22 protein-coding genes are annotated in these 19,642 nt (G+C 62.1%); 17 read left to right on the top strand and 5 right to left on the bottom strand.

The genetic code is table 11. From position 1 onward, the window contains the following. Positions 1–33 precede the first annotated feature (33 nt). The 17 genes from RRX38_RS25110 (at position 34) to RRX38_RS19435 (ending at position 15,847) form a co-directional block, all read left to right on the top strand. Complete coding sequence (locus tag RRX38_RS25110; protein ID WP_410524920.1) at positions 34–828, top strand: methyl-accepting chemotaxis protein; 795 nt, start codon at positions 34–36, stop codon at positions 826–828. A gap of 366 nt (positions 829–1,194) precedes the next feature. Next, positions 1,195–1,971 (top strand): ABC transporter permease, encoded by a 777-nt coding sequence (locus RRX38_RS19360; protein WP_315962711.1) that lies wholly within the window; start codon positions 1,195–1,197, stop codon positions 1,969–1,971. Beyond that, positions 1,968–2,672 carry an ABC transporter ATP-binding protein gene (locus tag RRX38_RS19365; protein ID WP_315960311.1) on the top strand — a complete coding sequence of 235 codons (705 nt, stop codon included), beginning with the start codon at positions 1,968–1,970 and terminating at the stop codon, positions 2,670–2,672. The genes RRX38_RS19360 and RRX38_RS19365 overlap by 4 nt, the downstream gene beginning before the upstream one ends. Before the next feature lie 66 nt (positions 2,673–2,738). Further along, positions 2,739–3,500 (top strand): glycosyltransferase family 2 protein, encoded by a 762-nt coding sequence (locus tag RRX38_RS19370; RefSeq protein WP_315960312.1) that lies wholly within the window; start codon positions 2,739–2,741, stop codon positions 3,498–3,500. 1 nt (position 3,501) lies between these two features. Then, positions 3,502–4,128 (top strand): phosphodiesterase, encoded by a 627-nt coding sequence (locus tag RRX38_RS19375; RefSeq protein ID WP_295476555.1) that lies wholly within the window; start codon positions 3,502–3,504, stop codon positions 4,126–4,128. Continuing rightward, positions 4,125–4,769 (top strand): HAD family hydrolase, encoded by a 645-nt coding sequence (locus RRX38_RS19380; protein WP_295476554.1) that lies wholly within the window; start codon positions 4,125–4,127, stop codon positions 4,767–4,769. The genes RRX38_RS19375 and RRX38_RS19380 overlap by 4 nt, the downstream gene beginning before the upstream one ends. Next, a complete protein-coding gene (locus RRX38_RS19385) occupies positions 4,766–5,497 on the top strand; it encodes a glycosyltransferase family 2 protein (protein ID WP_295476553.1) in 732 nt (243 codons plus the stop codon). The genes RRX38_RS19380 and RRX38_RS19385 overlap by 4 nt, the downstream gene beginning before the upstream one ends. Further along, complete coding sequence (locus RRX38_RS19390) at positions 5,494–5,814, top strand: hypothetical protein (RefSeq protein ID WP_315960314.1); 321 nt, start codon at positions 5,494–5,496, stop codon at positions 5,812–5,814. The genes RRX38_RS19385 and RRX38_RS19390 overlap by 4 nt, the downstream gene beginning before the upstream one ends. A 3-nt stretch (positions 5,815–5,817) precedes the next feature. Further along, positions 5,818–7,590 carry a hypothetical protein gene (locus tag RRX38_RS19395; protein WP_315960315.1) on the top strand — a complete coding sequence of 591 codons (1,773 nt, stop codon included), beginning with the start codon at positions 5,818–5,820 and terminating at the stop codon, positions 7,588–7,590. Next, complete coding sequence (locus RRX38_RS19400; RefSeq protein ID WP_315960316.1) at positions 7,587–8,180, top strand: hypothetical protein; 594 nt, start codon at positions 7,587–7,589, stop codon at positions 8,178–8,180. Before RRX38_RS19395 ends, RRX38_RS19400 begins: the two co-directional genes overlap by 4 nt. Beyond that, a complete protein-coding gene (locus RRX38_RS19405; protein ID WP_315960317.1) occupies positions 8,180–9,223 on the top strand; it encodes a WavE lipopolysaccharide synthesis family protein in 1,044 nt (347 codons plus the stop codon). The genes RRX38_RS19400 and RRX38_RS19405 overlap by 1 nt, the downstream gene beginning before the upstream one ends. Positions 9,224–9,318: 95 nt before the next feature. Beyond that, positions 9,319–11,523: an OsmC domain/YcaO domain-containing protein gene (locus RRX38_RS19410; protein WP_315960318.1), complete on the top strand. Its 2,205-nt coding sequence runs from the start codon at positions 9,319–9,321 to the stop codon at positions 11,521–11,523. A 97-nt stretch (positions 11,524–11,620) separates the two neighbouring features. Next, entirely contained in the window at positions 11,621–12,418 is a 798-nt protein-coding gene (locus RRX38_RS19415) for a substrate-binding domain-containing protein (RefSeq protein WP_315960319.1), read from the top strand. 257 nt (positions 12,419–12,675) lie between these two features. After that, positions 12,676–13,359, top strand: coding sequence for a response regulator (locus RRX38_RS19420; RefSeq protein ID WP_315960320.1), 684 nt, complete (start codon positions 12,676–12,678; stop codon positions 13,357–13,359). After that, on the top strand, positions 13,356–14,681 hold the full coding sequence (locus RRX38_RS19425) for an ATP-binding protein (RefSeq protein ID WP_315960321.1): 1,326 nt from the start codon (positions 13,356–13,358) through the stop codon (positions 14,679–14,681). The genes RRX38_RS19420 and RRX38_RS19425 overlap by 4 nt, the downstream gene beginning before the upstream one ends. A 213-nt stretch (positions 14,682–14,894) precedes the next feature. Further along, positions 14,895–15,125: a hypothetical protein gene (locus tag RRX38_RS19430; protein ID WP_315960322.1), complete on the top strand. Its 231-nt coding sequence runs from the start codon at positions 14,895–14,897 to the stop codon at positions 15,123–15,125. A gap of 119 nt (positions 15,126–15,244) precedes the next feature. Then, on the top strand, positions 15,245–15,847 hold the full coding sequence (locus RRX38_RS19435; RefSeq protein WP_295476543.1) for a cytochrome b: 603 nt from the start codon (positions 15,245–15,247) through the stop codon (positions 15,845–15,847). 85 nt (positions 15,848–15,932) lie between these two features. Here RRX38_RS19435 and ssuE read toward each other — a convergent pair whose 3' ends face one another. From ssuE to RRX38_RS19460, 5 genes are all read right to left on the bottom strand, one after another. Next, positions 15,933–16,484 carry an NADPH-dependent FMN reductase gene (gene ssuE, locus RRX38_RS19440; RefSeq protein WP_410524838.1) on the bottom strand — a complete coding sequence of 184 codons (552 nt, stop codon included), beginning with the start codon at positions 16,482–16,484 and terminating at the stop codon, positions 15,933–15,935. A gap of 57 nt (positions 16,485–16,541) precedes the next feature. Further along, complete coding sequence (locus RRX38_RS19445) at positions 16,542–16,943, bottom strand: ExbD/TolR family protein (RefSeq protein ID WP_295476542.1); 402 nt, start codon at positions 16,941–16,943, stop codon at positions 16,542–16,544. Position 16,944: 1 nt separating this feature from the next. Next, on the bottom strand, positions 16,945–17,664 hold the full coding sequence (locus RRX38_RS19450) for a MotA/TolQ/ExbB proton channel family protein (protein ID WP_315960323.1): 720 nt from the start codon (positions 17,662–17,664) through the stop codon (positions 16,945–16,947). Positions 17,665–17,720: 56 nt separating this feature from the next. Further along, complete coding sequence (locus tag RRX38_RS19455) at positions 17,721–18,533, bottom strand: energy transducer TonB (RefSeq protein ID WP_295476540.1); 813 nt, start codon at positions 18,531–18,533, stop codon at positions 17,721–17,723. 450 nt (positions 18,534–18,983) lie between these two features. Beyond that, positions 18,984–19,319 (bottom strand): hypothetical protein, encoded by a 336-nt coding sequence (locus RRX38_RS19460; RefSeq protein ID WP_295476539.1) that lies wholly within the window; start codon positions 19,317–19,319, stop codon positions 18,984–18,986. Positions 19,320–19,642: the final 323 nt, after the last annotated feature.

Below are 19,642 nucleotides of genomic sequence, written 5' to 3' on the forward strand. Positions count from 1 at the left end.
CTGGGCTCGTCCCGGCAGGTTCGCGAGAGCACCGTGGCGACCTCGCACGAAGCCGCCCAGGCCGACAGCCGACTGCAGCGTCAGTTGCAGGAGCTGGACCAGCTGGCCACCGCCATGCAGGAAATGTCCTCGACCGCCGACGACGTGGCGAGCAACGCCCAGGCCGCCGCCCAGGCCGCGCTGGCGGCCAACCATGAAGCCGAAAGCGGCGAGCACGTGGTACTGCGCTCCACCGAAGCGATCCGCCACCTGGCGGCGGAAATGGAAGAGGCCGGCCAGGCCATCCTCGACCTGGCACGCTTCAGCGACAACATCGAGTCGATCCTGTCGGTGATCACCAGCATTGCTGAACAGACCAACCTGCTGGCCCTCAACGCCGCCATCGAGGCCGCGCGGGCGGGTGAGTCAGGGCGCGGCTTCGCCGTGGTGGCCGACGAAGTACGTACCCTGGCTTCGCGTACCCAACAGTCGACCCAGGAAATCCGCCAGATGATCGACCAGTTGCAGTCCGGTGTGCACCAGGCCGAGACGCGCATGCAGAAGAGCCGTGACAGCGCGAGCAGAACCGCCGAACAGGCTGGTGCGGCCAACGACATGCTGGCGCGCATCCGCGAAGCGATTCTGCGCATCAACGACATGAACACGCAGATCGCCGCTGCCGCCGAGCAGCAGAGCGCGACCACCGAAGAGATCAACCGCAACACTACCAACATCCGCGACCTCAGCCACGAAGTGGCGGCCGGCACCGAGGAGCAGGTGCGTCAGTGCTCGATGATGGTCGAACAGGTTCAGCAGCAGAGCCACCTGTTGGGCCGCTTCAACGTCTGAGGCATCAGGGTCGAGTGCGGCGACGACGTTCCTGGGGACGTCATCGTCGTACATTCCTCGGCCTGCCGCAGGTGTTCGCACCGGGTTAGCCGTTCGGCAATCGTTACCTTGTCCAATCGCAGAGCTTAATTGCAGGCGTTTCCTACACGTTGTGGTGAGGGCGCCTGACATTCGTCTTTTCAGCCATCCCCGATCATAGCGATACCCGACTGTTTATAACCGTTTGTGTCCAGGTGTTCCCGTCTGTAAGCCGGTCAAGCCAGGCAAACGGTTAGGCGCTGTCTGTTTATCCATCGTGTACGAATGACCTGGGCGGTCTTTGCGGGCCGCGTCGCAGGTCAATGATCATTGCTTGGCTGGAACACTATGTCTTCATGCGTAAAGCCTGGTTTCACGCTTTGGCGAGACCTGGTCATCAATCTCGTCTTTAAAGAAATCAGAGTTCGTTACATGGGCGCGACCCTGGGATTCTTATGGTCCCTCGGCAATCCGCTGGCCGTAACCCTGACTTACTACCTGGTCTTCACTTACATCCTGCCCAGCGCTCAGGAGCGCTTCGCGCTGCACCTGATCACCGGTCTGGTGCATTGGATGCTGCTCACGCAGATGCTGTCGCAAAGTGGCGAGTGGCTGACCGGCAACGCCAACCTGATCCGCAAGCTGCGCTTCCCGCGCATCCTGCTGCCAGTGGCCGGTGCGCTGACCATCCTGGTGTTCTGGCTGGGGGTGATGCTGATCTACGCGGCGCTGTTCCCCTTGCTGGGTGGTGTTCCCAGCCTCGCCTTGCTGGTCTATCCACTGATTCTGGCGTCATTCATGGCCTTGCTGATGGGGCTGGGGCTGGCCCTCAGTGTCATCCAGATCACCGTGCGCGATGCCCGGCACCTAGTCGAGGTCTTCGTACCCCTGCTGTTCTGGATGACACCTATCGTCTGGGTCGCCTCGTCTTTGCCGACAGCGGTTGCCAAGTGGATGGCGTTCAATCCGCTGGCCCCTTATTTCAAGAGTTTCAAGGCCATTCTGCATGAAGGGGTGATGCCATCTGCCAGCGATATCGGTCTCTGCGTGATGCTGGGAGTGACCAGTCTGCTGGCCGGGCTGCTGGTGTTCAGAAAAGCCGACAGCCAGGTGGAGTACCTATGAGCCAGAGGGTCATCCAGGCGCGCAACCTGTCCAAGCAGTTTCTGCTACGGCATAACGGTGGTGGGCTCAAGCAGAAGTTCCTCGGGCTGTTCGACAGCCGTCATCGTGAGCGTCATGAACGATTCAACGCCGTGGATGACGTATCGCTGACCCTGAACAGGGGGGAGTCGCTGGCCTTGATCGGCCATAACGGTTCGGGCAAGAGCACCTTGCTGCAACTGTTGTCCGGCATCCTGCTGCCGACCTCGGGCACTGTCGTGATCAGCGGCCGCGTGGCGCCGCTGATCGAACTTGGGGTGGGCTTTCATCCCGAGCTGAGCGGTGCGGAAAACATCTATCTGAACGCCAGTCTGTTCGGCCTGAGCAATCGCCAGACCCGTTCACGCTTCAACGACATCGTCGATTTTTCCGGCCTCGACCGCTTCATCCATACCCCGGTCAAACATTATTCGTCAGGCATGTACATGCGCCTGGGCTTCTCCGTCGCCGTGCATGTGGAACCGCAGGTACTCCTGGCGGATGAGGTCCTGGCCGTGGGCGACGAGGATTTCCGAAACAAGTGCCATGAACGCATTCGGGCCCTGCAGAGCGAAGGCATGGCCCTGATTCTGGTGACCCATGCCATGGAGGAGGGGCGCAGTTTCTGCCAGCGCTACATCACGCTTGAGCACGGTCGGATGGTCGATCAGGGCTCTTTCTGAAACTCAACTTCCACAGGTTGAGCATTTAAAACCGCGCCGCTCAATGAGCGACAAAGAGTAATCCGCATGTTGCAAATCATCGTTCCCATGGCAGGTGCCGGAAGTCGCTTCGCGGCTGCCGGGTATCAGGATCCCAAACCGCTCATTCCCGTGCACGGCGTGCCGATGATCAAGCTGGTGATCGAAAACCTCACGCCCTCACGGCCCCATCGTTTCATCTTCGTCTGTCAGGCCGAACATGTCGCCGCCTATGGTCTTGAGGAACGACTCAAGGTCTGGGCGCCAGATTGCGCGATCGTCGAGCTGCACGGCCTGACCGAAGGGGCTGCGTGCACCGTGCATGCCGCCCGGGACGTGATCGACAGGTCCCAACCGGTGATGATCGCCAACAGTGACCAGTATGTGGACCTGACGATCGACGACTACCTCCAGGCCATGGACGACAAAGGTCTCGATGGCCTGATCATGACCATGCAGGCCGATGACCCGAAATGGTCCTTCGTAGGCTTCGACGGCCAGGGGCTGATCGACCGCGTGGTCGAAAAACAGGTCATTTCCGACGAGGCCACCGTGGGTATCTACAACTTCCGCAGTGGCGCCCAGCTGCTCGATGCCATCGAAGCGATGCTGCGCAAGAACCTGCGGGTCAACGGCGAGTTCTACGTGGCCCCGGTGTACAACGAGATCATCGCTCAGGGCGGACGAGTCAGTCATTACAGCGTGGGCCGTGAGGGCCAGGGCATGCACGGCCTGGGCATACCGGCCGACCTTGACCACTTCCTGAGCCTGCCCGTCAGCCGCCGGGCGACGGCCACGGAGGCGGACTGACATGCAGATCCTCAGCCATCGCGGCTATTGGCGACATCCCGCCGAGCGAAACCAGGCGATGGCCTTCAGACGCTCGTTCGACCTGGGTTTCGGCACCGAGACCGACGTGCGTGACCTGGCAGGCCAGCTGGTGATTGCCCACGACATGCCCGGCGGCGCCGAGATGACCCTTGATGAGCTACTGCAGCTCATGGCCGGCCGCAACCTGCCGCTGGCCATCAACGTCAAGGCCGACGGCCTGGCCGAGGCCCTGCAGGCGACCTTTGCCCGGCATGGTCACGACAACTGGTTCGCATTCGACATGGCCGTGCCCGACATGCGCCGCTACCTGCAGGCGCGCCTGACCACCTTCACGCGCCTGAGCGAGGTGGAACCGTCTCCTGCCTGGCTGGAACAGGCGTGCGGGGTATGGCTGGATGCCTTCGAGGACACATGGTTTTCCAGTGAATTGATCGACGACCTGCTGGCCGCCGACAAGCAGGTCTGCGTGGTGTCTGCGGAACTTCATGGTCGCGACCCGGAGCCGCTGTGGCGGCAACTGCGACCGCTCAACACCAGGGAGGGCCTGATGCTGTGCACTGACCGGCCCGAAGAAGCCAATCGTTTCATCAAGCAGGAGCGACAATGATCAAGGCCATCATCTTCGACATGGACGGCGTGCTGATCGAGGCCAAGGAATGGCACTACGATGCCCTGAACAAGGCCCTCAACCTGTTCGGCTACCACATCAGCCGCCACGAGCACCTGACCGCGTATGACGGGCTGCCGACCTCGCGCAAGCTCGACATGCTCAGCGTCGAGCACGACCTGCCAGTGGCGCTGCATCCTTTCATCAACGAAATGAAGCAGCAGTACACCATGGAAATCGTGCATGCCCAGTGCAAGCCGACCTTCGTGCACCAGTATGCGCTGTCCTCGCTCAAGCGCATGGGCTATCGCCTGGCGGTGGCCTCCAACTCGATCCGCCATACGGTGCAGGTGATGATGGACAAGGCCAACCTGGGCCAGTACCTGGACTTGCAGCTTTCCAACGAGGACGTCGCCAGGGCCAAGCCGGCGCCGGATATCTACCTCAAGGCCATCGAAACACTGGGGCTGACGCCACAGCAATGCCTGATCGTCGAGGACAACGATAACGGCATCAAGGCTGCCAAGGCCTCCGGTGCGCATGTGCTGGTAGTTGGCGAGACGACCGACGTCAACCTCAGCAACATCCTGGGCAAGATTGCCTCCATCGATCCTCAGCCGCTCAGGGAGGGCCGCGCATGAGCGCATTGAACATCGTGCTGTTATCCGCCCTCGCTGGTGAGAGCTGCGAGGAGCATGGTCCGTATCCCGACTACCTGGCCGAACGCAGCGGCAAGCCGCTGATCCAGTCATTGATCGACGACTGCGCCGGGCTGGAGCCAGCGCGGATCATCTGCACCTTCACCGATACCGATATCGCCCGGTTGCATCTGCGCAACATGGTTCAGCAGATGCACCCGGCGGCCAGTGTGCTGCCGGTTCATGGCATTACGCGTGGCGCGGCCTGCACCGTGCTGCTGGCCAGCGAGCAGATCGACAACCAGGATGAGCTGCTGATTCTCAGCACCAGCGACCGGGTGGAGATCGATCTCGAGGACGTACTGGGCGGGTTGCGTGGCAATGGCAACGACGCTGGCGTGGTGATCTTCCGCTCCCTGCACCCGCGCTACTCTTTCGTGCGCCTCGATGCCGACGACCGAGTCGTCGAAGCGGCCGAGAAGAACCCGATCAGCCCGCATGCGATAGCCGGTGTCTACTGGTTCCGCCACGGCGCGGCCTTCGTGGCGGCTGCCAAGGAAATGATCCGCAAGGATGCGCGGGTCAACGACAGCTTTTTCATCGCTCCGGTACTCAACGAGCTGGTGTTGCAGCATCGTCGTATCGGCGTCTATCGCATCGAGTCCGCTCGCTACCATCCGCTGAAGACCGCCAGCCAGCTTCAGGCTTTCGAAGCCGGGAGTGCCCGATGAAAACTGCCCATTTGCACGACATGGTAAAGGGCTGGTTCGTGGGTGATTTTCACCCCGTGGCCCTGCGTTCCAGTGCCTGCGAGGTCGCCATCAAGCACTACCAGGCCGGTGATCGCGAGGCGGCCCACTACCACAAGGTGGCGACCGAGGTGACGGCGGTGGTGTCAGGCTCGGTGCGCATGGCTGACCGCGTATGGACGGCGGGTGACATCATCGTGCTTGAACCTGGGGATGTCACGGCGTTCGAGGCGTTGGTCGATACCGTGACCGTGGTGGTCAAGGTGCCGGGCGTGCTCGATGACAAGTATGGGGTCTGACCGATGAAGACCATCCATCTCCACCATCATCGGCGTCTGGGATACCTGTCGACAGGGCAGTTGCGCGCTCTGCCGCAGCCCCTGTCACTGGAGCCTCCCTGTGCCCGGCTGGTGTCTTTTCGTCGGCCTGCTGCGGGCAAGCCCGATCAGGTCATCCGCAATGTCCATGCGGCCATGCGTGTGCAGATTCCTGGCGCCGGCAGTGTCTGCTTTCACAATGTGCAAAGCGACTCGCCACTGGCGCCCTTGCTGCTTTGGGATGCCGCGCATTTCCTGGCCGTTGGGGAACACATCACGCTCGTCGAAGACACCCCGACCGGGCATTACCTCGATCGCGCGTATTTCGCCGAGGGCCTCGAGCCGGTGGCGCGCTCGGCGTCGTCAGTGACCTACCGCAAGGTTGCCAGGCTGCTGGCCGAAGGCGACGATGACCTGGATCACTGGACCTTCGGCATTCCCGTCGGTCCCGAAGACGCGACCATCCTCAATGCGGTGGTCAGGCGCATCCTGGAGCTCGACATTCCTCACAAGGAAATCCTGCTCTGCGGCACCCCGGGCAGCAATTTTGCCTACCCTGACCAGGTGCGTCTCGTTGGGCAGGACATCGCCGCGCCACCTGTACAGATCTGCAAGAAGAAAAACCTCCTCGCTCGAGAGGCGCGCTACGGCAACCTGGTCATTCTGCACGACCGGGTATTCCTGCCACGGCACTTCGGCGACATGGTTCGCCGATTCGGTCCGCGCTATCCGCTCATGACCCTGCAGAGCCTGTTTTTCGACAATCCCTGGAGCCTGTATCCGCGACGCTATTCGGACCTTTGTGTGGGGATGGGGGATGTGGCTGGCGGCTTGCAAGGCTTGCCACGCCGTGGCAAGAGCACCGCCACTATCGTCCCAGCGCTGTTCGGTGAGGTCGAGAGAACGGGCTTTCCATACGCCAACCCGATGCGCTACAGCAAGGACCAGAGCTACCCCACCGGCAGCCTGTACATCTGCCGCAAGGACGTCTGGAATGCCTGCCCCCTGGATGAGGACCTGCACTGGACAGAGTTCGAGGATGTCGAACATGGGATTCGTGCTTCACGCATGGGCATCCCGAACCGGATCAATCCTTATGGGATCAGCCAATCGATAACTTCTCGTGCCTTGCTGGGTGGGGAAAACCTGGCACAGGGTATCGATGGTGGGTTCAGGAAGGCGGGTCCGTACAATCTTTCGCTGTTGAAGAAGAAACCCTTGCTCAGAGTGGCTACCGACGTGGCGCTGGCCAGGCTGCGTCAGTTCGAGTCGCGTTACACCTTCGATCCCGCCGTGCTGGTGACCCCCACCGGTTTGAAGCGTGTACCTGCCCGGGAGTGGGTCGAGCTGATCAATCGGGTGATCCAGCGTACCGCCTTCAGTAATGACCTGCAGGCCGTGCGGCAATTCATCGCCGATTTCGAGAGGCTGGTGCTGTTCGATCAACTGCCGGAGATTCGCCGGGAGTATCTGACTCAGCGCTTTCTGGAAGACCCCGTACAGGCCAAGCAGAACCTCATCTGCGAAAGCGGTGAAATCCGCAACATGCTCTGCCAGCGTGCCAGGCAGAGCTGGTTCGCCGACGACCTGCAGGATTTCTTCCACCCCCGGTGGCGGGCCTCCCCCGGCATCCTGATATCCGCCTTGCGCCTGTACTTCGATCGCAGCCGATTGTTCTATTTCCCTGGCTTCGGCTCGGCGATCAAGGCGATCTACAACTCCACCCCTTTCAGGTCCTACGGGCGGGAAAAACCGTGAACATTTTCGCTGTCTCGTATCCGGCCCCGGCTGTCCGCGATCTGGAACTGGTCCGCCAGTTGTCAGGTATCCGCTTCTCGCGCCACATCACCACTCCGGTGATCGTGGTCGACGACCGTCACGATCTGGAGAAACTCGAGGCGGACGGACCTGGTGTCAGCCATGTGCGTTTCAGCCTCGACCTGTTCATTTCCCGCCGACATCTGGAAACCGTATCGATGAACAGGATCGCCCGGCTCATGGACCTGGTCGACGTCGACTGGGTGCTGGTGGACCTGGGGCATCACCCTCCGGCAGTCTGCAGCGACTTCGTTCACAAGCTGGCGCGCTACAACTTTCTCAACACCGGCCTGCGCCAATGCAACCTGGTGTTCCTGATGCCGGGGCTGTTGCTCTGTGCCAATGCCCGGTTGCTCAACGAGACCTTCAACAACCGGCCGGGGCGCGGCGACGCAGCGTTCCAGGCGCGCCAGCTGCGTCGGTTGTTTCTGGTGACCGATGTGCAAAGGGTGCCCTGGCTGTCAGCTTGTGTGCGCAGGCTGAAGGCGCGTTGCCCCGGCCTGTTTCGACGTCTGCTTGGAGGTGGCTGATGGCCGCACCGGTCTCTCCTGTCGCGGTCGATTCTGCCCTGATCAGCGTGGTGATCCAGGGCCCCCTATGTCGCGAACTGGGCCAGGAACGCAATATCCTTGCCTGCATCGCCTCGGTGCGTCGGCATCTGCCCCAGGCCCGGATCGTCGTTTCGACCTGGCGGGGGGAGGACACCACGGACCTGGAAGTCGAGCAATTGGTGCTGCTGGACGATCCGGGTGGTTTGCGCGATGTCTCGGGCAACCCGGTGAACACCAATCGGATGATCCTTTCCACACGGGCCGGCATCCAGGCCGCCGACCGGCCCTACGTGATGAAGCTGCGCGCCGACCACAACCTGCGCAGTGCAGACCTGGCGGTGATCGGCCAGCCGATACCGGTCGCAAGCGATGGGCTGAGCCTGTTCGATGCGCCCATTACCCTGACCAACCTCTACATGCGTGACCCCGAGCGGGTACCCATGCTGTTCCACCTCTCCGACCTTGTGCAGTTCGGCACCCGGGAAGCGATGCTCGCCTTGTGGAACCAGCCGCTGTTCGCCGAGCACGAGCTGCTTCACCCCGGCCCGTCACGCAACCCGTTCGGCAACTTCCTGGGTTACTCGGCCCTGCGCATGATTCCCGAACAGGCGCTGCTGCTGGGCTGCTTGCGCCAGCGCGGTATACACCTGACGCTCACGCACCCCTGCCGGGTGCGCCTGGCCCCTTTGAAGTTGTGGGATACGCTACTGACGCGCAATTTCACCGTGCTCGACCATACCCAGGCCGGTGTGGACTTTCCCGAGCGATTCCTGGCCCATGAAGCGGTGCTCAGGACCCTGTACACCCCGCATGCCATCGCCCGGCTGGCCCGGCGCGAGGGCCAGGGCTGTCGGTGGAGGCTGCTGAAAATCTGGTTCAACCAGCACCTGCTCAGCTTCACGCGGCCCGGCTGGTGGGTGGCCCTGGCCTCCATGGTGCTGTTCAACATGTCGCCGGCCTTGGCGCGGCGGCTGCGAGCCGGCTGGCGCAAGGCCAGGGGCACGGGAAGCGACGCTGGATAGCGGGTCATGGGCAACGCGCTGTACAAAACCCAGCACATACCCTGCAAAACCCGGATAATGCCCGCCAAATGTGCTCGTTATTCTGGTAGTCCCGCATGGAAATCAAGGTCAACTTTCTCGACAACCTCCGCCTCGAAGCCAAGTTCGATGACTTCACGGTGATCGCCGACCAGCCGATTCGCTACAAGGGCGATGGCTCGGCACCGGGGCCGTTCGACTACTTCCTGGCGTCTTCGGCGCTGTGCGCGGCCTATTTCGTCAAGCTGTACTGCCAGACCCGCGACATTCCCACCGAGAACATCCGCCTGTCGCAGAACAACATCGTCGACCCGGAGAACCGCTACAACCAGATCTTCAAGATCCAGGTCGAGCTGCCCGCAGACATCTCCGAGAAGGACCGCCAGGGCATCCTGCGCTCCATCGATCGCTGCACAGTGAAGAAGGTGGTGCAGACCGGCCCGGAATTCATCATCGAGGAAGTCGACAACCTCGACGCCGATGCCCAGGCCCTGCTGCTGCCCAGCGGTGACGCTGGCGCCAGCACCTACATCCTCGGCAAGGACCTGCCACTGGAGCAGACCATCGCCAACATGTCCGGGCTGCTGGCCGGGTTGGGCATGAAGATCGAGATCGCCTCGTGGCGCAACATCGTACCCAATGTCTGGTCGCTTCACGTGCGCGACGCGCATTCGCCAATGTGCTTCACCAACGGCAAGGGCTCGACCAAGGAGAGCGCGCTGGCCTCGGCGCTGGGCGAGTTCATCGAGCGTCTGAACTGCAACTTCTTCTACAACGACCAGTTCTGGGGCGAAGACATCGCCAACGCGCCGTTCGTGCATTACCCCAACGAGCGCTGGTTCAAGCCGGGGCGCCAGGACGCCCTGCCCAAGGACATCCTCGACCCGTACTGCCTGGAAATCTACAACCCGGACGGCGAGCTGCGCGGCTCGCACCTGTACGACACCAACTCCGGCAACATCGAACGCGGCATCTGCTGCCTGCCTTATGTGCGCCAGTCCGACGGCGAGACGGTGTACTTCCCTTCCAACCTGGTCGAGAACCTGTTCCTCAGCAACGGCATGAGCGCCGGCAACACCCTGGCCGAAGCCCAGGTGCAGTGCCTGTCGGAAATCTTCGAGCGCGCGGTCAAGCGCGAAATCCTCGAAGGCGAGCTGGCTCTGCCAGACGTTCCGCAGGAGGTGCTGGCGCGCTACCCCGGCATTCTCGCCGGTATCCAGGGCCTGGAAGAGCAGGGCTTCCCGGTGCTGGTCAAGGATGCCTCGCTGGGCGGTGAATTTCCGGTGATGTGCGTGACGCTGATGAACCCGCGCACCGGCGGCGTGTTCGCCTCGTTCGGTGCGCATCCGAGCTTCGAGGTGGCGCTGGAGCGCAGCCTCACCGAACTGCTGCAGGGGCGCAGCTTCGAAGGCCTGAACGACCTGCCGCAGCCGACCTTCGAAAGCCAGGCGCTGATGGAACCGAACAACTTCGTCGAGCACTTCATCGACTCCAGCGGTGTGGTGTCGTGGCGCTTCTTCAGCGCCCGCGCGGACTACGAGTTCGTCGACTGGGACTTCTCCGCCGAAGGCGAAGACGCCAACGCGCAGGAAGCCGCGACGCTGTTCGGCATCCTCGAAGGCATGGGCAAGGAGGTCTACATGGCCGTCTATGAAGATCTCGGCGCCAAGGCCTGCCGCATCCTGGTGCCGGGCTACTCGGAAATCTACCCGGTGGACGACCTGATCTGGGACAACACCAACAAGGCGCTGTTCTTCCGCGAAGACATCCTCAACCTGCACCGCCTGGACGACGAAGCACTCGGCGACCTGCTGCAGCGCCTGGAAGAAAGCGAGCTGGACGAGTACGGCGACATCACCACGCTGATCGGCATCGAATTCGACGACAACGCCGCCTGGGGCCAGCTGACCATCCTGGAGCTGAAACTGCTGATCAACCTGGCCCTGCAGCGCTTCGAAGAGGCCAAGGAGCAAGTGGAGATGTTCCTGCAGTACAACGACAACACCGTCGAGCGCGGGCTGTTCTACCAGGCCTTGAACGTGGTGCTGGAAGTGCAGCTCGACAGCGACCTGGAGCTGGACGACTACGTGGTCAACTTCCGCCGCATGTTCGGCAGCGAGCGCCTGGACGCGGCGCTGGGTTCGGTGGACGGCAGCGTGCGCTTCCACGGCCTGACACCAACCAGTATGGCCCTGGAAGGCCTCGACCGGCATCAGCGGCTGATCGACAGCTACAAGAAATTGCATGCGGCGCGGGCGCGTGCCGCAGGGCTGGCCGGTTGATGGACGTTGCGTGAAGAATTCTTAATGCACCGCAAGGCCTGGTGACGGCTGCGCGTCTTTAGAATCAGGTTCTTTACCCCTAAAGGACCTGATGATCATGCTCAGAACGCTGTCTTGCACAGCCTTGCTGCTGGCTACCTTCACCGTTGCGGCGGCCGAGGCGCCAGCCGCGCAACCTGAAACCCTGACCATTCTCAGCTCCGGCGGCATCATGGGCGCCATCCGTGCCGTCGCCCCGGCCTACGAGAAAAGTCACGGCATCAAGCTGGATATCCAGGCCGCGCCGTCCATGGGCGATACGCCCCAGGCCGTGCCCAACCGCCTGGCGCGTGGCGAGAAGGCCGACCTGGTGCTGATGGTCGGCTCGGCCCTGGACAACCTGGTCGACAAAAACCTGGTCAACAAGGCCAGCCGCGTCGACCTGGGCGAGTCGTACATCGCCATGGCCGTGCGCAAGGGTGAGCCCAAACCGGATATCAGCGACATGAAGGCTCTGCGCAAGACCCTGCTCGACGCCAAGTCTGTGGCCTATTCCGACAGCGCCAGTGGCGTGTACCTGTCCAAGACCCTGTTCCCGAGCATGGACCTGGGCAAGGCCTTCGACGCCAAGGCGCACATGATTCCTGCCGAGCCGGTCGGCGCCGTGGTGGCGCGGGGCGAAGCACAGATCGGCTTCCAGCAACTGAGCGAACTCAAGCCGGTACGCGGCATCGACATCGTCGGCCTGATTCCCGCCAAGGCGCAGAAGATGACCCTGTACTCCGGTGGCGTGGTCAGTAACAGCACTCATCAGAGCCAGGCCCAGGCCCTGTTGGATTACCTGGCCTCGCGCCAGGCCGATGCAGCCATCGAAGGCAGCGGCCTGAAGCCCCTGGTGCACAAGACCGCGCAGTAACCGTCAGCGCGCCCTCTGTGACCTCCCAGCAGCCGGCTTCCCAGCCGGCTGTTTGGTGAGGGCCGTTCGCGTCGATGTATTGCGGCCCAAGGCGGTGTGGGCAAGGTGTATGGCGCGCGTCAGCATGGCTCGCTACAACCTCGTCTCGGCGCACCGGTTGTTAATGCTCAATTAATCCACGCCGGCTACCCTGCCTGTTTTTGACGTCTAGACCTACCGTCGCATTCGCTACGGTGACAGCGCTCCAGGAATTCAGCATGCGTGTACTGCTATGTGAAGACGATGCCTTGATCGCGATCGGCATCACCGAAGGGCTGCGGCTGCAGAGCCTGATCGTCGATCATGTGGAAACGGCTGCGGCGGCCTGGGGGTTGCTGACGACCACGGCATTCGATGTGCTGATCCTCGACCTGGGCCTGCCCGATGAGGATGGCCTGCAACTGCTGTCGCGAATGCGCCGCGAAGGGCATGACCTGCCGGTGCTGATCCTGACCGCCCGCGACAGTGTCAATGACCGGGTGCTGGGCCTTCAGGTCGGTGGCGATGATTACCTGCTCAAACCTTTCGACCTGCGCGAGCTGGCCGCACGCTTGCATACCCTGGTCAGGCGGGCGGCGGGGCGGGCGGCCAACGTCATCGAGCACGGCGCCTTGCGTTTCGATCCGGTTTCCCGTGATACCCGACTGGACGGACAGCCGGTGGAGCTTGCCCGACGCGAGCAGGCTCTTCTGCTGGCGTTGTTGAACAACCCGGGGCGCGTGCTTTCCGGCGACCAGATCAAGGATGCCATGTACGGTTTCGACGACGATGTCGGCAGCAACGCCCTCAACGTGCACATCCATCACCTGCGTCGCAAGCTGGGCAACGACATCGTCGAGACCATCCGCGGGGTCGGCTATCGCCTGGGGCCGCCGCTGGCGACGGCGGAGCGCCAGTCATGAGCATTCGTGCACGCCTTGCGCTGATTCTCAGCACGGTGTTTTTCCTGATGTGGGGGTTCACTGCCTTGTGCATCTCCAAGCAGCTCGACGGTCAGTTGAGCAGCCTGCTGGATCATCGGCTGATCGCCTCCGCGCGCCTGGTCGCGGGGTTGATGGACCATGTGCCGACCGCCGATGGTGCACGTAGCCGCACCGCGTCGCCTGCTCGCAACCTGGCGCTGAACGACCTCATCGCCTGTGAAGTCAGCTCGCTACAAGGCGATGTGATCGCCAGCTCCAACCTGCCCATCGACGCCAACTTCAACCTGAGCCACGAAGGCTTTGCCGACATGACCTATGCGGGCGAGCGATGGCGGACCTACACCACGGTGCATGGCCAATACCGCATCACCACGGCGGATCGGCTGCAAGAGCGTGATGCGCTGATCGGGGCCACGCTGAAGTCTGCCGGTTTGCCGATCATCATCGCCCTGATCGTGTGCCTGGTCATGCTCAGCCTGGCGATCAAGAACGGTCTCAAGCCGCTCAGGCTGATGAGCCACGCGCTCAAGGCCCGGCAGATCGACTCGGTGGAACCGCTGGACATCCACAAGGTGCCCCGGGAGTTGCAGCCATTGCTGAAGGCGCAAAATCAGCTGTTGCTCCGGGTCGCCAATGCCATCGAGCGCGAGCGGCGCTTTACCGGCGACGCGGCGCATGAACTGCGTACCCCGCTGACGGCGGTCAAAACCCATCTGCAATTGGCCGGCTTGTGCAGCGGTGAAGCTCAGGTGCGCGCGCTGCAGCATGCCGAGCAAGGTGCTGACCGGTTGCAGCACACCCTTGAACAATTGCTCATGCTGGCCAAGGTGGAAGGCTGCCTGTCGTTCGACGACGGCAATGACTACACGACCCAGCAGATCGCGACCTTCGCCATTCAGGATGCCGAGAACCCGTCGGCGTCACGGGTGAAATTGACATTGAGTGAGCCGACGCGCGACATCAGGCCAGCCATGCCTTCGGCGCTGGCCATCGTGGCGCTGCGCAATCTGCTGGACAATGCGCTGCGCTACAGCCCACCGGGCAGCCCGGTGGAACTGGACGTGGCGCTGCACGAGGGGCACCTGGTATTCGCTGTGCGCGACTACGGTGACGGGGTGCAGGACGCGGATCTGGTCCATTTGTCCGAACGCTTCTGGCGAAATGCCAGAAGCAAGGGCTGCGGCCTGGGCTTGGCGATCGTCGATGCGATCATCCGCCGCTGCGCTTGTCGGCTGGTCTTTTCCAATGTGCCGAATGGCTTCCTGGCCCGGCTCGAAGTTCCCATCAGAAAAGCGTCATGAGCCTGCATGACGCTCAACGGGCATGAAGTTTTCGGTTTTTCTGCGGGCGTCGAAGAGGAATTGGAGAAACGTTAATTCTGACTTAATTCCAGCTGCTGAAACTTGCCTGGAATCAAGTCGGGCTTCGGCATTGACTTGAGTTCATCAAAAGATGAATCGCCCACGACCCGATGATGGGTCCGGGCACATTCTCATTTCAAGCAGGAGTCCTTTATGAAGTATCTGCCGCAATCCCTCGCCCTGATCCTGGCACTGGCCGTTTCCCATGCTGCGCAAGCTGCCGATGGTGCTGCAGCACTGCAGCGTTTCCACGAGCGTGGCTGGCAGGCCAGCAACACTAAGGGGCAGCACGAGGCCAAGCCGGAAAAGCTGGCGCAGACGCCGGAAGACGCGTCTCGCAGCGCTGAGCAGAAGACCGTGGAGAAGCGTAAGTCCGACAGTTGATTCATCGTGCTGACGGCGGTTTGAAACGGATCGTTTGAATACGGTCGACCCGCGCCCTGCGCAGAACAATGCCAATAATCTGCGGGGCTGCTTTTGTGTCACAGCAGAACAGGTGAAGCATGCAATGGCGTAATACCAAAACCGGTTTTGGCCTGATTTCAAAATTCTTCCATTGGACCAGCGCGGCCGCCTTCATTGGCTGCTACCTCGTTGTTTATTACGTCATCTGGTTCATGAATGACAGCATGCCGACATTATTGCCGGTCCTTAACATTCATTGGGCACTGGGGCTGCTGGTGGGCTTTCTGGTTTTGCCACGCCTGGTCTGGCGCCTGTTGGAAAAGCAACCGGCCGAAGTACCGGCCCCCGTGTTTCAACAGCGTCTGGCCCATGTCGCCCATTGGGGGCTCTACGGGCTTTTACTCATCATGCCGCTGACCGGCTACCTGGGCACCGGGGCGCCGACCCGCTTCGGGCTGTTCAGCGTGCCAGGGTTCAACGAAACAGCGCTGTTCGACAGCATCAGTCGACGCTTCAGCCTCAGCTGGGAAGCCTTCGAGGCCCCGATTGACGTTGTTCATCACTTCATCGGCAAATGGGTGGCCTGGGGCGTTGTCGGCCTGCATGTGGGCGCGGCGCTTTTCCATCACTGGGTGCGTGGTGATGAGGTACTGACACGCATGCTGCCAGGCAAGTCCGGGCGGGCTGTAAGCCGTCGATAACGGCCAGCCCGGCGACTCAAGGCTCACAGTCGCCGCCCGGCCTGTTGGATCTGCAACTGCGCCAATCGGCGAATACCCGTGTGCTTCAGACCGCCAGAGCGACATCCGGGGTCAGCGCGGTTACGCGCCGCCGCAGCTTCGCCAGCGAGTGCTCCAGGCGCTGTTGCAGCTCTTCGGCCAGGCGGTGCCCGAGGTCGCCGTGCTCGATCTGGCGTTCCTCGGCAAACACGCTGTGGACGATTTCCTCGGCCTTGAGGAACGACAGCACCGGTTTGAGTGCGTAATCCACCGCCAGCATGTGCGCGAGACTGCCGCCGGTGGCCAGGGGCAGGACGACCTTGCCTTCCAGGGCGCGCTCGGGCAGCAGATCGAGAAGGGTCTTCAGCGCCCCGGAGATCGAAGCCTTGTACACCGGGGTGCCGATCAGCACGCCATCGGCAGCGGCGATGTCGCTGACCAGGCGTTTGATCTGTGGGCTGTCGAAGCGTGCATGCAGCAGGTCTTCGGCGTCGAAGTCGCGTACGCCGTAGCTGCGTACCTCGATACCGTGGCGTTCAAGCCATTTGCGCGAGTGTTCGAGCAAGGCGCCCGAGCGGGATTTCAGGCTGGGACTGCCAGCCAGTGCAACGATCAACATGACTAAATTCTCGTTCTGGGTGGGAGAGGGCCGAGCCTGTACCCGGCCGCTTCTGCGTCAGCGTGCGGTGATCACCGCCAGCTTGGTGATGCCGGCGCGTTCGATGGCCGCCATGGCGCGCGCCACTTCGCCATAGTTGACGCCGTCGTCGGCCTGCAGCTGCACGCGCAGCCCGGCGTCTTCGGCCTTGGCCTGGCTCAGCCGGGTTTCCAGCAGGTCTGGCTTGATCTCGTCTTTGTTGATGTACAGCTTGCCCTCGCCGTTGATGCTCACCACCAGCGGGTCTTTCTGGTCCGCCGGGGCGACGGCCTCGGTCTTCGGCAGGTTGATCGGGATCGAGTTGGTCAGCAGCGGCGCGGTGACGATGAACACCACCAGCAGCACCAGCATCACGTCGACCAGGGGGGTGACGTTGATTTCGGAAAGGACTTCGTCGTTGTCCTGGGTCGAGAAGGCCATGTCAGACGGCCTCCTTGGTCAGGTGGGCGGCATTGGCGCTCTTGCCAGGGTGCGGGTTGACGATGACCTTGAACGCGCTCTTCTGCGCCAGGCTGTAGAAGTCGTGGGCGAAGTCGTCGAGGTCGGCGGCGGTGAGTTTCAGACGCCGCAGGAAGTAGTTGTAGACCAGCACGGCCGGTACGGCGACGGCGATTCCCACGCCGGTGGCCACCAGCGCGGCACCGATGGGCCCGGCCACGGTTTCCAGGCTGGCGTTGCCGGCGGCGCTGATGCCCTTGAGCGCCTCCATGATGCCCCATACGGTGCCGAACAGGCCGATGAAGGGCGAGGTGGAGCCGATCGAGGCGACCACCGCCAGGCCCGACTCCAGCGAGCGGCGCTCGCGCTGGATCTGCTGGCGCAAAGAGCGCTCCAGACGATCCTGATGATTGATCGAATGGGCCAGGTCAGCGGGTTGGCCCCCTTGTACCTGGATGGCCGCGAAACCGGCCTGGGCCACTCGGGCCACGGCGCCGCTTCGTTCGGCGTTCTGTTCGGCGGCACTGTCGAGGCTGGTGGCAGCCCAGAAGCGTTTCTGGAACAGGCGGTCCTGATGGCGCTGGCGGGTGAACTGGATGACCTTGATCAGGGCCAGGCCCCAGGTGACCACGGAAAAGCCGATCAACAGCCAGATGACGGAGTGTTCGACCGATTGGAAGGGCGAGTCTGCAAGCAGGTTCATGGTGTGTTCCTCGAAGTCAGTCAGTGGGACGGCGTCTGCACCGCCCCTGTGGGCAATCAGTTCAGGCGAAATTCCAGCGGCACCGAGACCCAGCCGGCGATGGCCTCGTTACCCCGCTTGGCCGGTACGAAGCTCCAGCGCTTGACCGCGCTGATCGCGGCGTTGTCCAGCGCGTCGCGACCGCTGCTTCGCTGGATCTGGATATCGCTCGGCTTACCGTCGGCCTGCACATGCACACGCAACAGCACGGTGCCCTCCCAGCCACGGCGCTGGGCCAGGCTCGGGTACTCGGGGGCCGGGTTCTTCAGGTAGCCGGCATTGGCCGAGGGCGGGGTTTCCACCGGTGGCACGGGTGGCGCGGCCGCCGCCGGTGCAGCAGGCGCCGGGGCCGCAGGGGGTGGCGCCTCGACCGGCTTGGGCTGCGGCTTGGCTTCTTGCTTGGGCGGTAGCGGCTTGGGTTTGGGTTTGGGCTGTGGCTTGGGCGGCGGTTTGACGGCCAGCTCGTCCACCACCGGTGGTGGCGGCTCGACCACTGGCGGCGGAGCAGGCACCGGGGGTGGCGGCTCCACGGCGGGCGGCGCGGCGCTGGTGAATTCGATGGTCATCGGTGGGATTTGCACCGGCACCTCGGGCAACACCGGTTCGGGACGGCTGGCCAGCCAGGCAAGGGCGCCAACATGCAGGGCCAGGGCGAAGGCGCCAAGCAGTATCGCCTCACGGCGGCTCAGCGCGGGCTTGCCGGTGACTGGACTCAGACGCTGCAGGCCCAATGCCTGGCGTTGCGAAACGCCGATATCGAGGACGTCGCCTGATCGGCGCGGCTGCGACCAGGCCTCTAGCTGAGGCGCGGAGGATCGAAGACTGTTCATGACCAATACGTACCTGGAAATACCCGCCAAAGGCTGGTTTGAAAATGGGATTTCCAGTTGTCTGGTGCGCTGAGAATGACCGCTGCCAGATATTTCTCAAAATATCTTTTTCTTTGTTTTTTATTCGTTTTGGGGATATGCGAGATGCGGGCTGGGAGGAGAGGCGGGATGGGTAAGGAGGGCGAGTAGCCCGATCTAGAGGATTGTACGGGCTGGGCACTACAAGGAATCGCTGGGCCGATAAGCTGAGCCAGTGGCGCAGAGCGTCACCACGTCCATCGAAATGCCTGCACAAAGCGTGGCTTAGAGTCTTTACCACTCGCATGTAGGCCGTCGTTCAGGACGGCCTTACACGAACTCGTCAACCCTAGCCGCAGTGTTGCCGAGTAGCCGGCAGGTAGTTCTCTACCGTACGTGCCAGCCACTTGGATCGGGCTTCTGATCGCTAAGTTATTGAGCGTTTTTCAGCTTGATAACGTCACCGGAAACAGTCGTCGTGTAGCCGTTCAGAACCCATGCCCAGAACCACTTTTCTTGAACTTGGGTATTAATCAGCGCGTCGCCACCCTTCGCCTGAATCGCAGCGTTTTGCGCGCGAACAAACCGATCGTTCTGACGAATCGGGATCAGGCCAAATAGCATCAAACCGGTAGCTTTCGCTTCGCTATGACCAATGACGGTGTATTGATTGCTTTCGTACTGCTGAGTTTTCATGGGGGTGCCGGTGCAGCCGGCCAAGATCAGAGCACAGGTCGCAGACAGGATGGTTTTGCTGAGGTATTTCAAAGACGGCTCCTTAAAGTTGAGACCCGGATCCAATTCGCGGGCGGCAACACTTTACCGTTTTGAGTCGCATTTGTAATGCCAGCGATAAGCGCGTCACTGATCGCCATTATTTGATCTGACTAGTCTGACGCTCGAAGGATAAGTCCGGCTCGAAACGCTATAGCTGAATCCAGATATGAACTATTCAGCGCCTGCGTCTTGTGTGGCCTCAACCCTATACAGTTCGATTAAGCGCTTTGCGGCCGGTAAGAGCGGCTTCAGCCGCGAGGCGGCCGCCTGTTCACAACAGATGCAGTGAATTTCCTGGCGCTTTCGCGGCTAAA

Origin of the sequence: Pseudomonas sp. DTU_2021_1001937_2_SI_NGA_ILE_001 (assembly GCF_032463525.1) — a bacterium.
Classification (GTDB): domain Bacteria; phylum Pseudomonadota; class Gammaproteobacteria; order Pseudomonadales; family Pseudomonadaceae; genus Aquipseudomonas.

What these genes read in the sequence shown, in the direction of transcription:
- RRX38_RS19360 (WP_315962711.1), top strand. Translation starts at nt 1,195, where the DNA reads ATGTCTTCATGCGTAAAGCCTGGTTTCACGCTTTGGCGAGACCTGGTC.
- RRX38_RS19365 (WP_315960311.1), top strand. Translation starts at nt 1,968, where the DNA reads ATGAGCCAGAGGGTCATCCAGGCGCGCAACCTGTCCAAGCAGTTTCTG.
- RRX38_RS19370 (WP_315960312.1), top strand. Translation starts at nt 2,739, where the DNA reads ATGTTGCAAATCATCGTTCCCATGGCAGGTGCCGGAAGTCGCTTCGCG.
- RRX38_RS19375 (WP_295476555.1), top strand. Translation starts at nt 3,502, where the DNA reads ATGCAGATCCTCAGCCATCGCGGCTATTGGCGACATCCCGCCGAGCGA.
- RRX38_RS19380 (WP_295476554.1), top strand. Translation starts at nt 4,125, where the DNA reads ATGATCAAGGCCATCATCTTCGACATGGACGGCGTGCTGATCGAGGCC.
- RRX38_RS19385 (WP_295476553.1), top strand. Translation starts at nt 4,766, where the DNA reads ATGAGCGCATTGAACATCGTGCTGTTATCCGCCCTCGCTGGTGAGAGC.
- RRX38_RS19390 (WP_315960314.1), top strand. Translation starts at nt 5,494, where the DNA reads ATGAAAACTGCCCATTTGCACGACATGGTAAAGGGCTGGTTCGTGGGT.
- RRX38_RS19395 (WP_315960315.1), top strand. Translation starts at nt 5,818, where the DNA reads ATGAAGACCATCCATCTCCACCATCATCGGCGTCTGGGATACCTGTCG.
- RRX38_RS19405 (WP_315960317.1), top strand. Translation starts at nt 8,180, where the DNA reads ATGGCCGCACCGGTCTCTCCTGTCGCGGTCGATTCTGCCCTGATCAGC.
- RRX38_RS19410 (WP_315960318.1), top strand. Translation starts at nt 9,319, where the DNA reads ATGGAAATCAAGGTCAACTTTCTCGACAACCTCCGCCTCGAAGCCAAG.
- RRX38_RS19415 (WP_315960319.1), top strand. Translation starts at nt 11,621, where the DNA reads ATGCTCAGAACGCTGTCTTGCACAGCCTTGCTGCTGGCTACCTTCACC.
- RRX38_RS19420 (WP_315960320.1), top strand. Translation starts at nt 12,676, where the DNA reads ATGCGTGTACTGCTATGTGAAGACGATGCCTTGATCGCGATCGGCATC.
- RRX38_RS19425 (WP_315960321.1), top strand. Translation starts at nt 13,356, where the DNA reads ATGAGCATTCGTGCACGCCTTGCGCTGATTCTCAGCACGGTGTTTTTC.
- RRX38_RS19430 (WP_315960322.1), top strand. Translation starts at nt 14,895, where the DNA reads ATGAAGTATCTGCCGCAATCCCTCGCCCTGATCCTGGCACTGGCCGTT.
- RRX38_RS19435 (WP_295476543.1), top strand. Translation starts at nt 15,245, where the DNA reads ATGCAATGGCGTAATACCAAAACCGGTTTTGGCCTGATTTCAAAATTC.
- ssuE (WP_410524838.1), bottom strand. Translation starts at nt 16,484, where the DNA reads ATGTTGATCGTTGCACTGGCTGGCAGTCCCAGCCTGAAATCCCGCTCG.
- RRX38_RS19445 (WP_295476542.1), bottom strand. Translation starts at nt 16,943, where the DNA reads ATGGCCTTCTCGACCCAGGACAACGACGAAGTCCTTTCCGAAATCAAC.
- RRX38_RS19450 (WP_315960323.1), bottom strand. Translation starts at nt 17,664, where the DNA reads ATGAACCTGCTTGCAGACTCGCCCTTCCAATCGGTCGAACACTCCGTC.
- RRX38_RS19455 (WP_295476540.1), bottom strand. Translation starts at nt 18,533, where the DNA reads ATGAACAGTCTTCGATCCTCCGCGCCTCAGCTAGAGGCCTGGTCGCAG.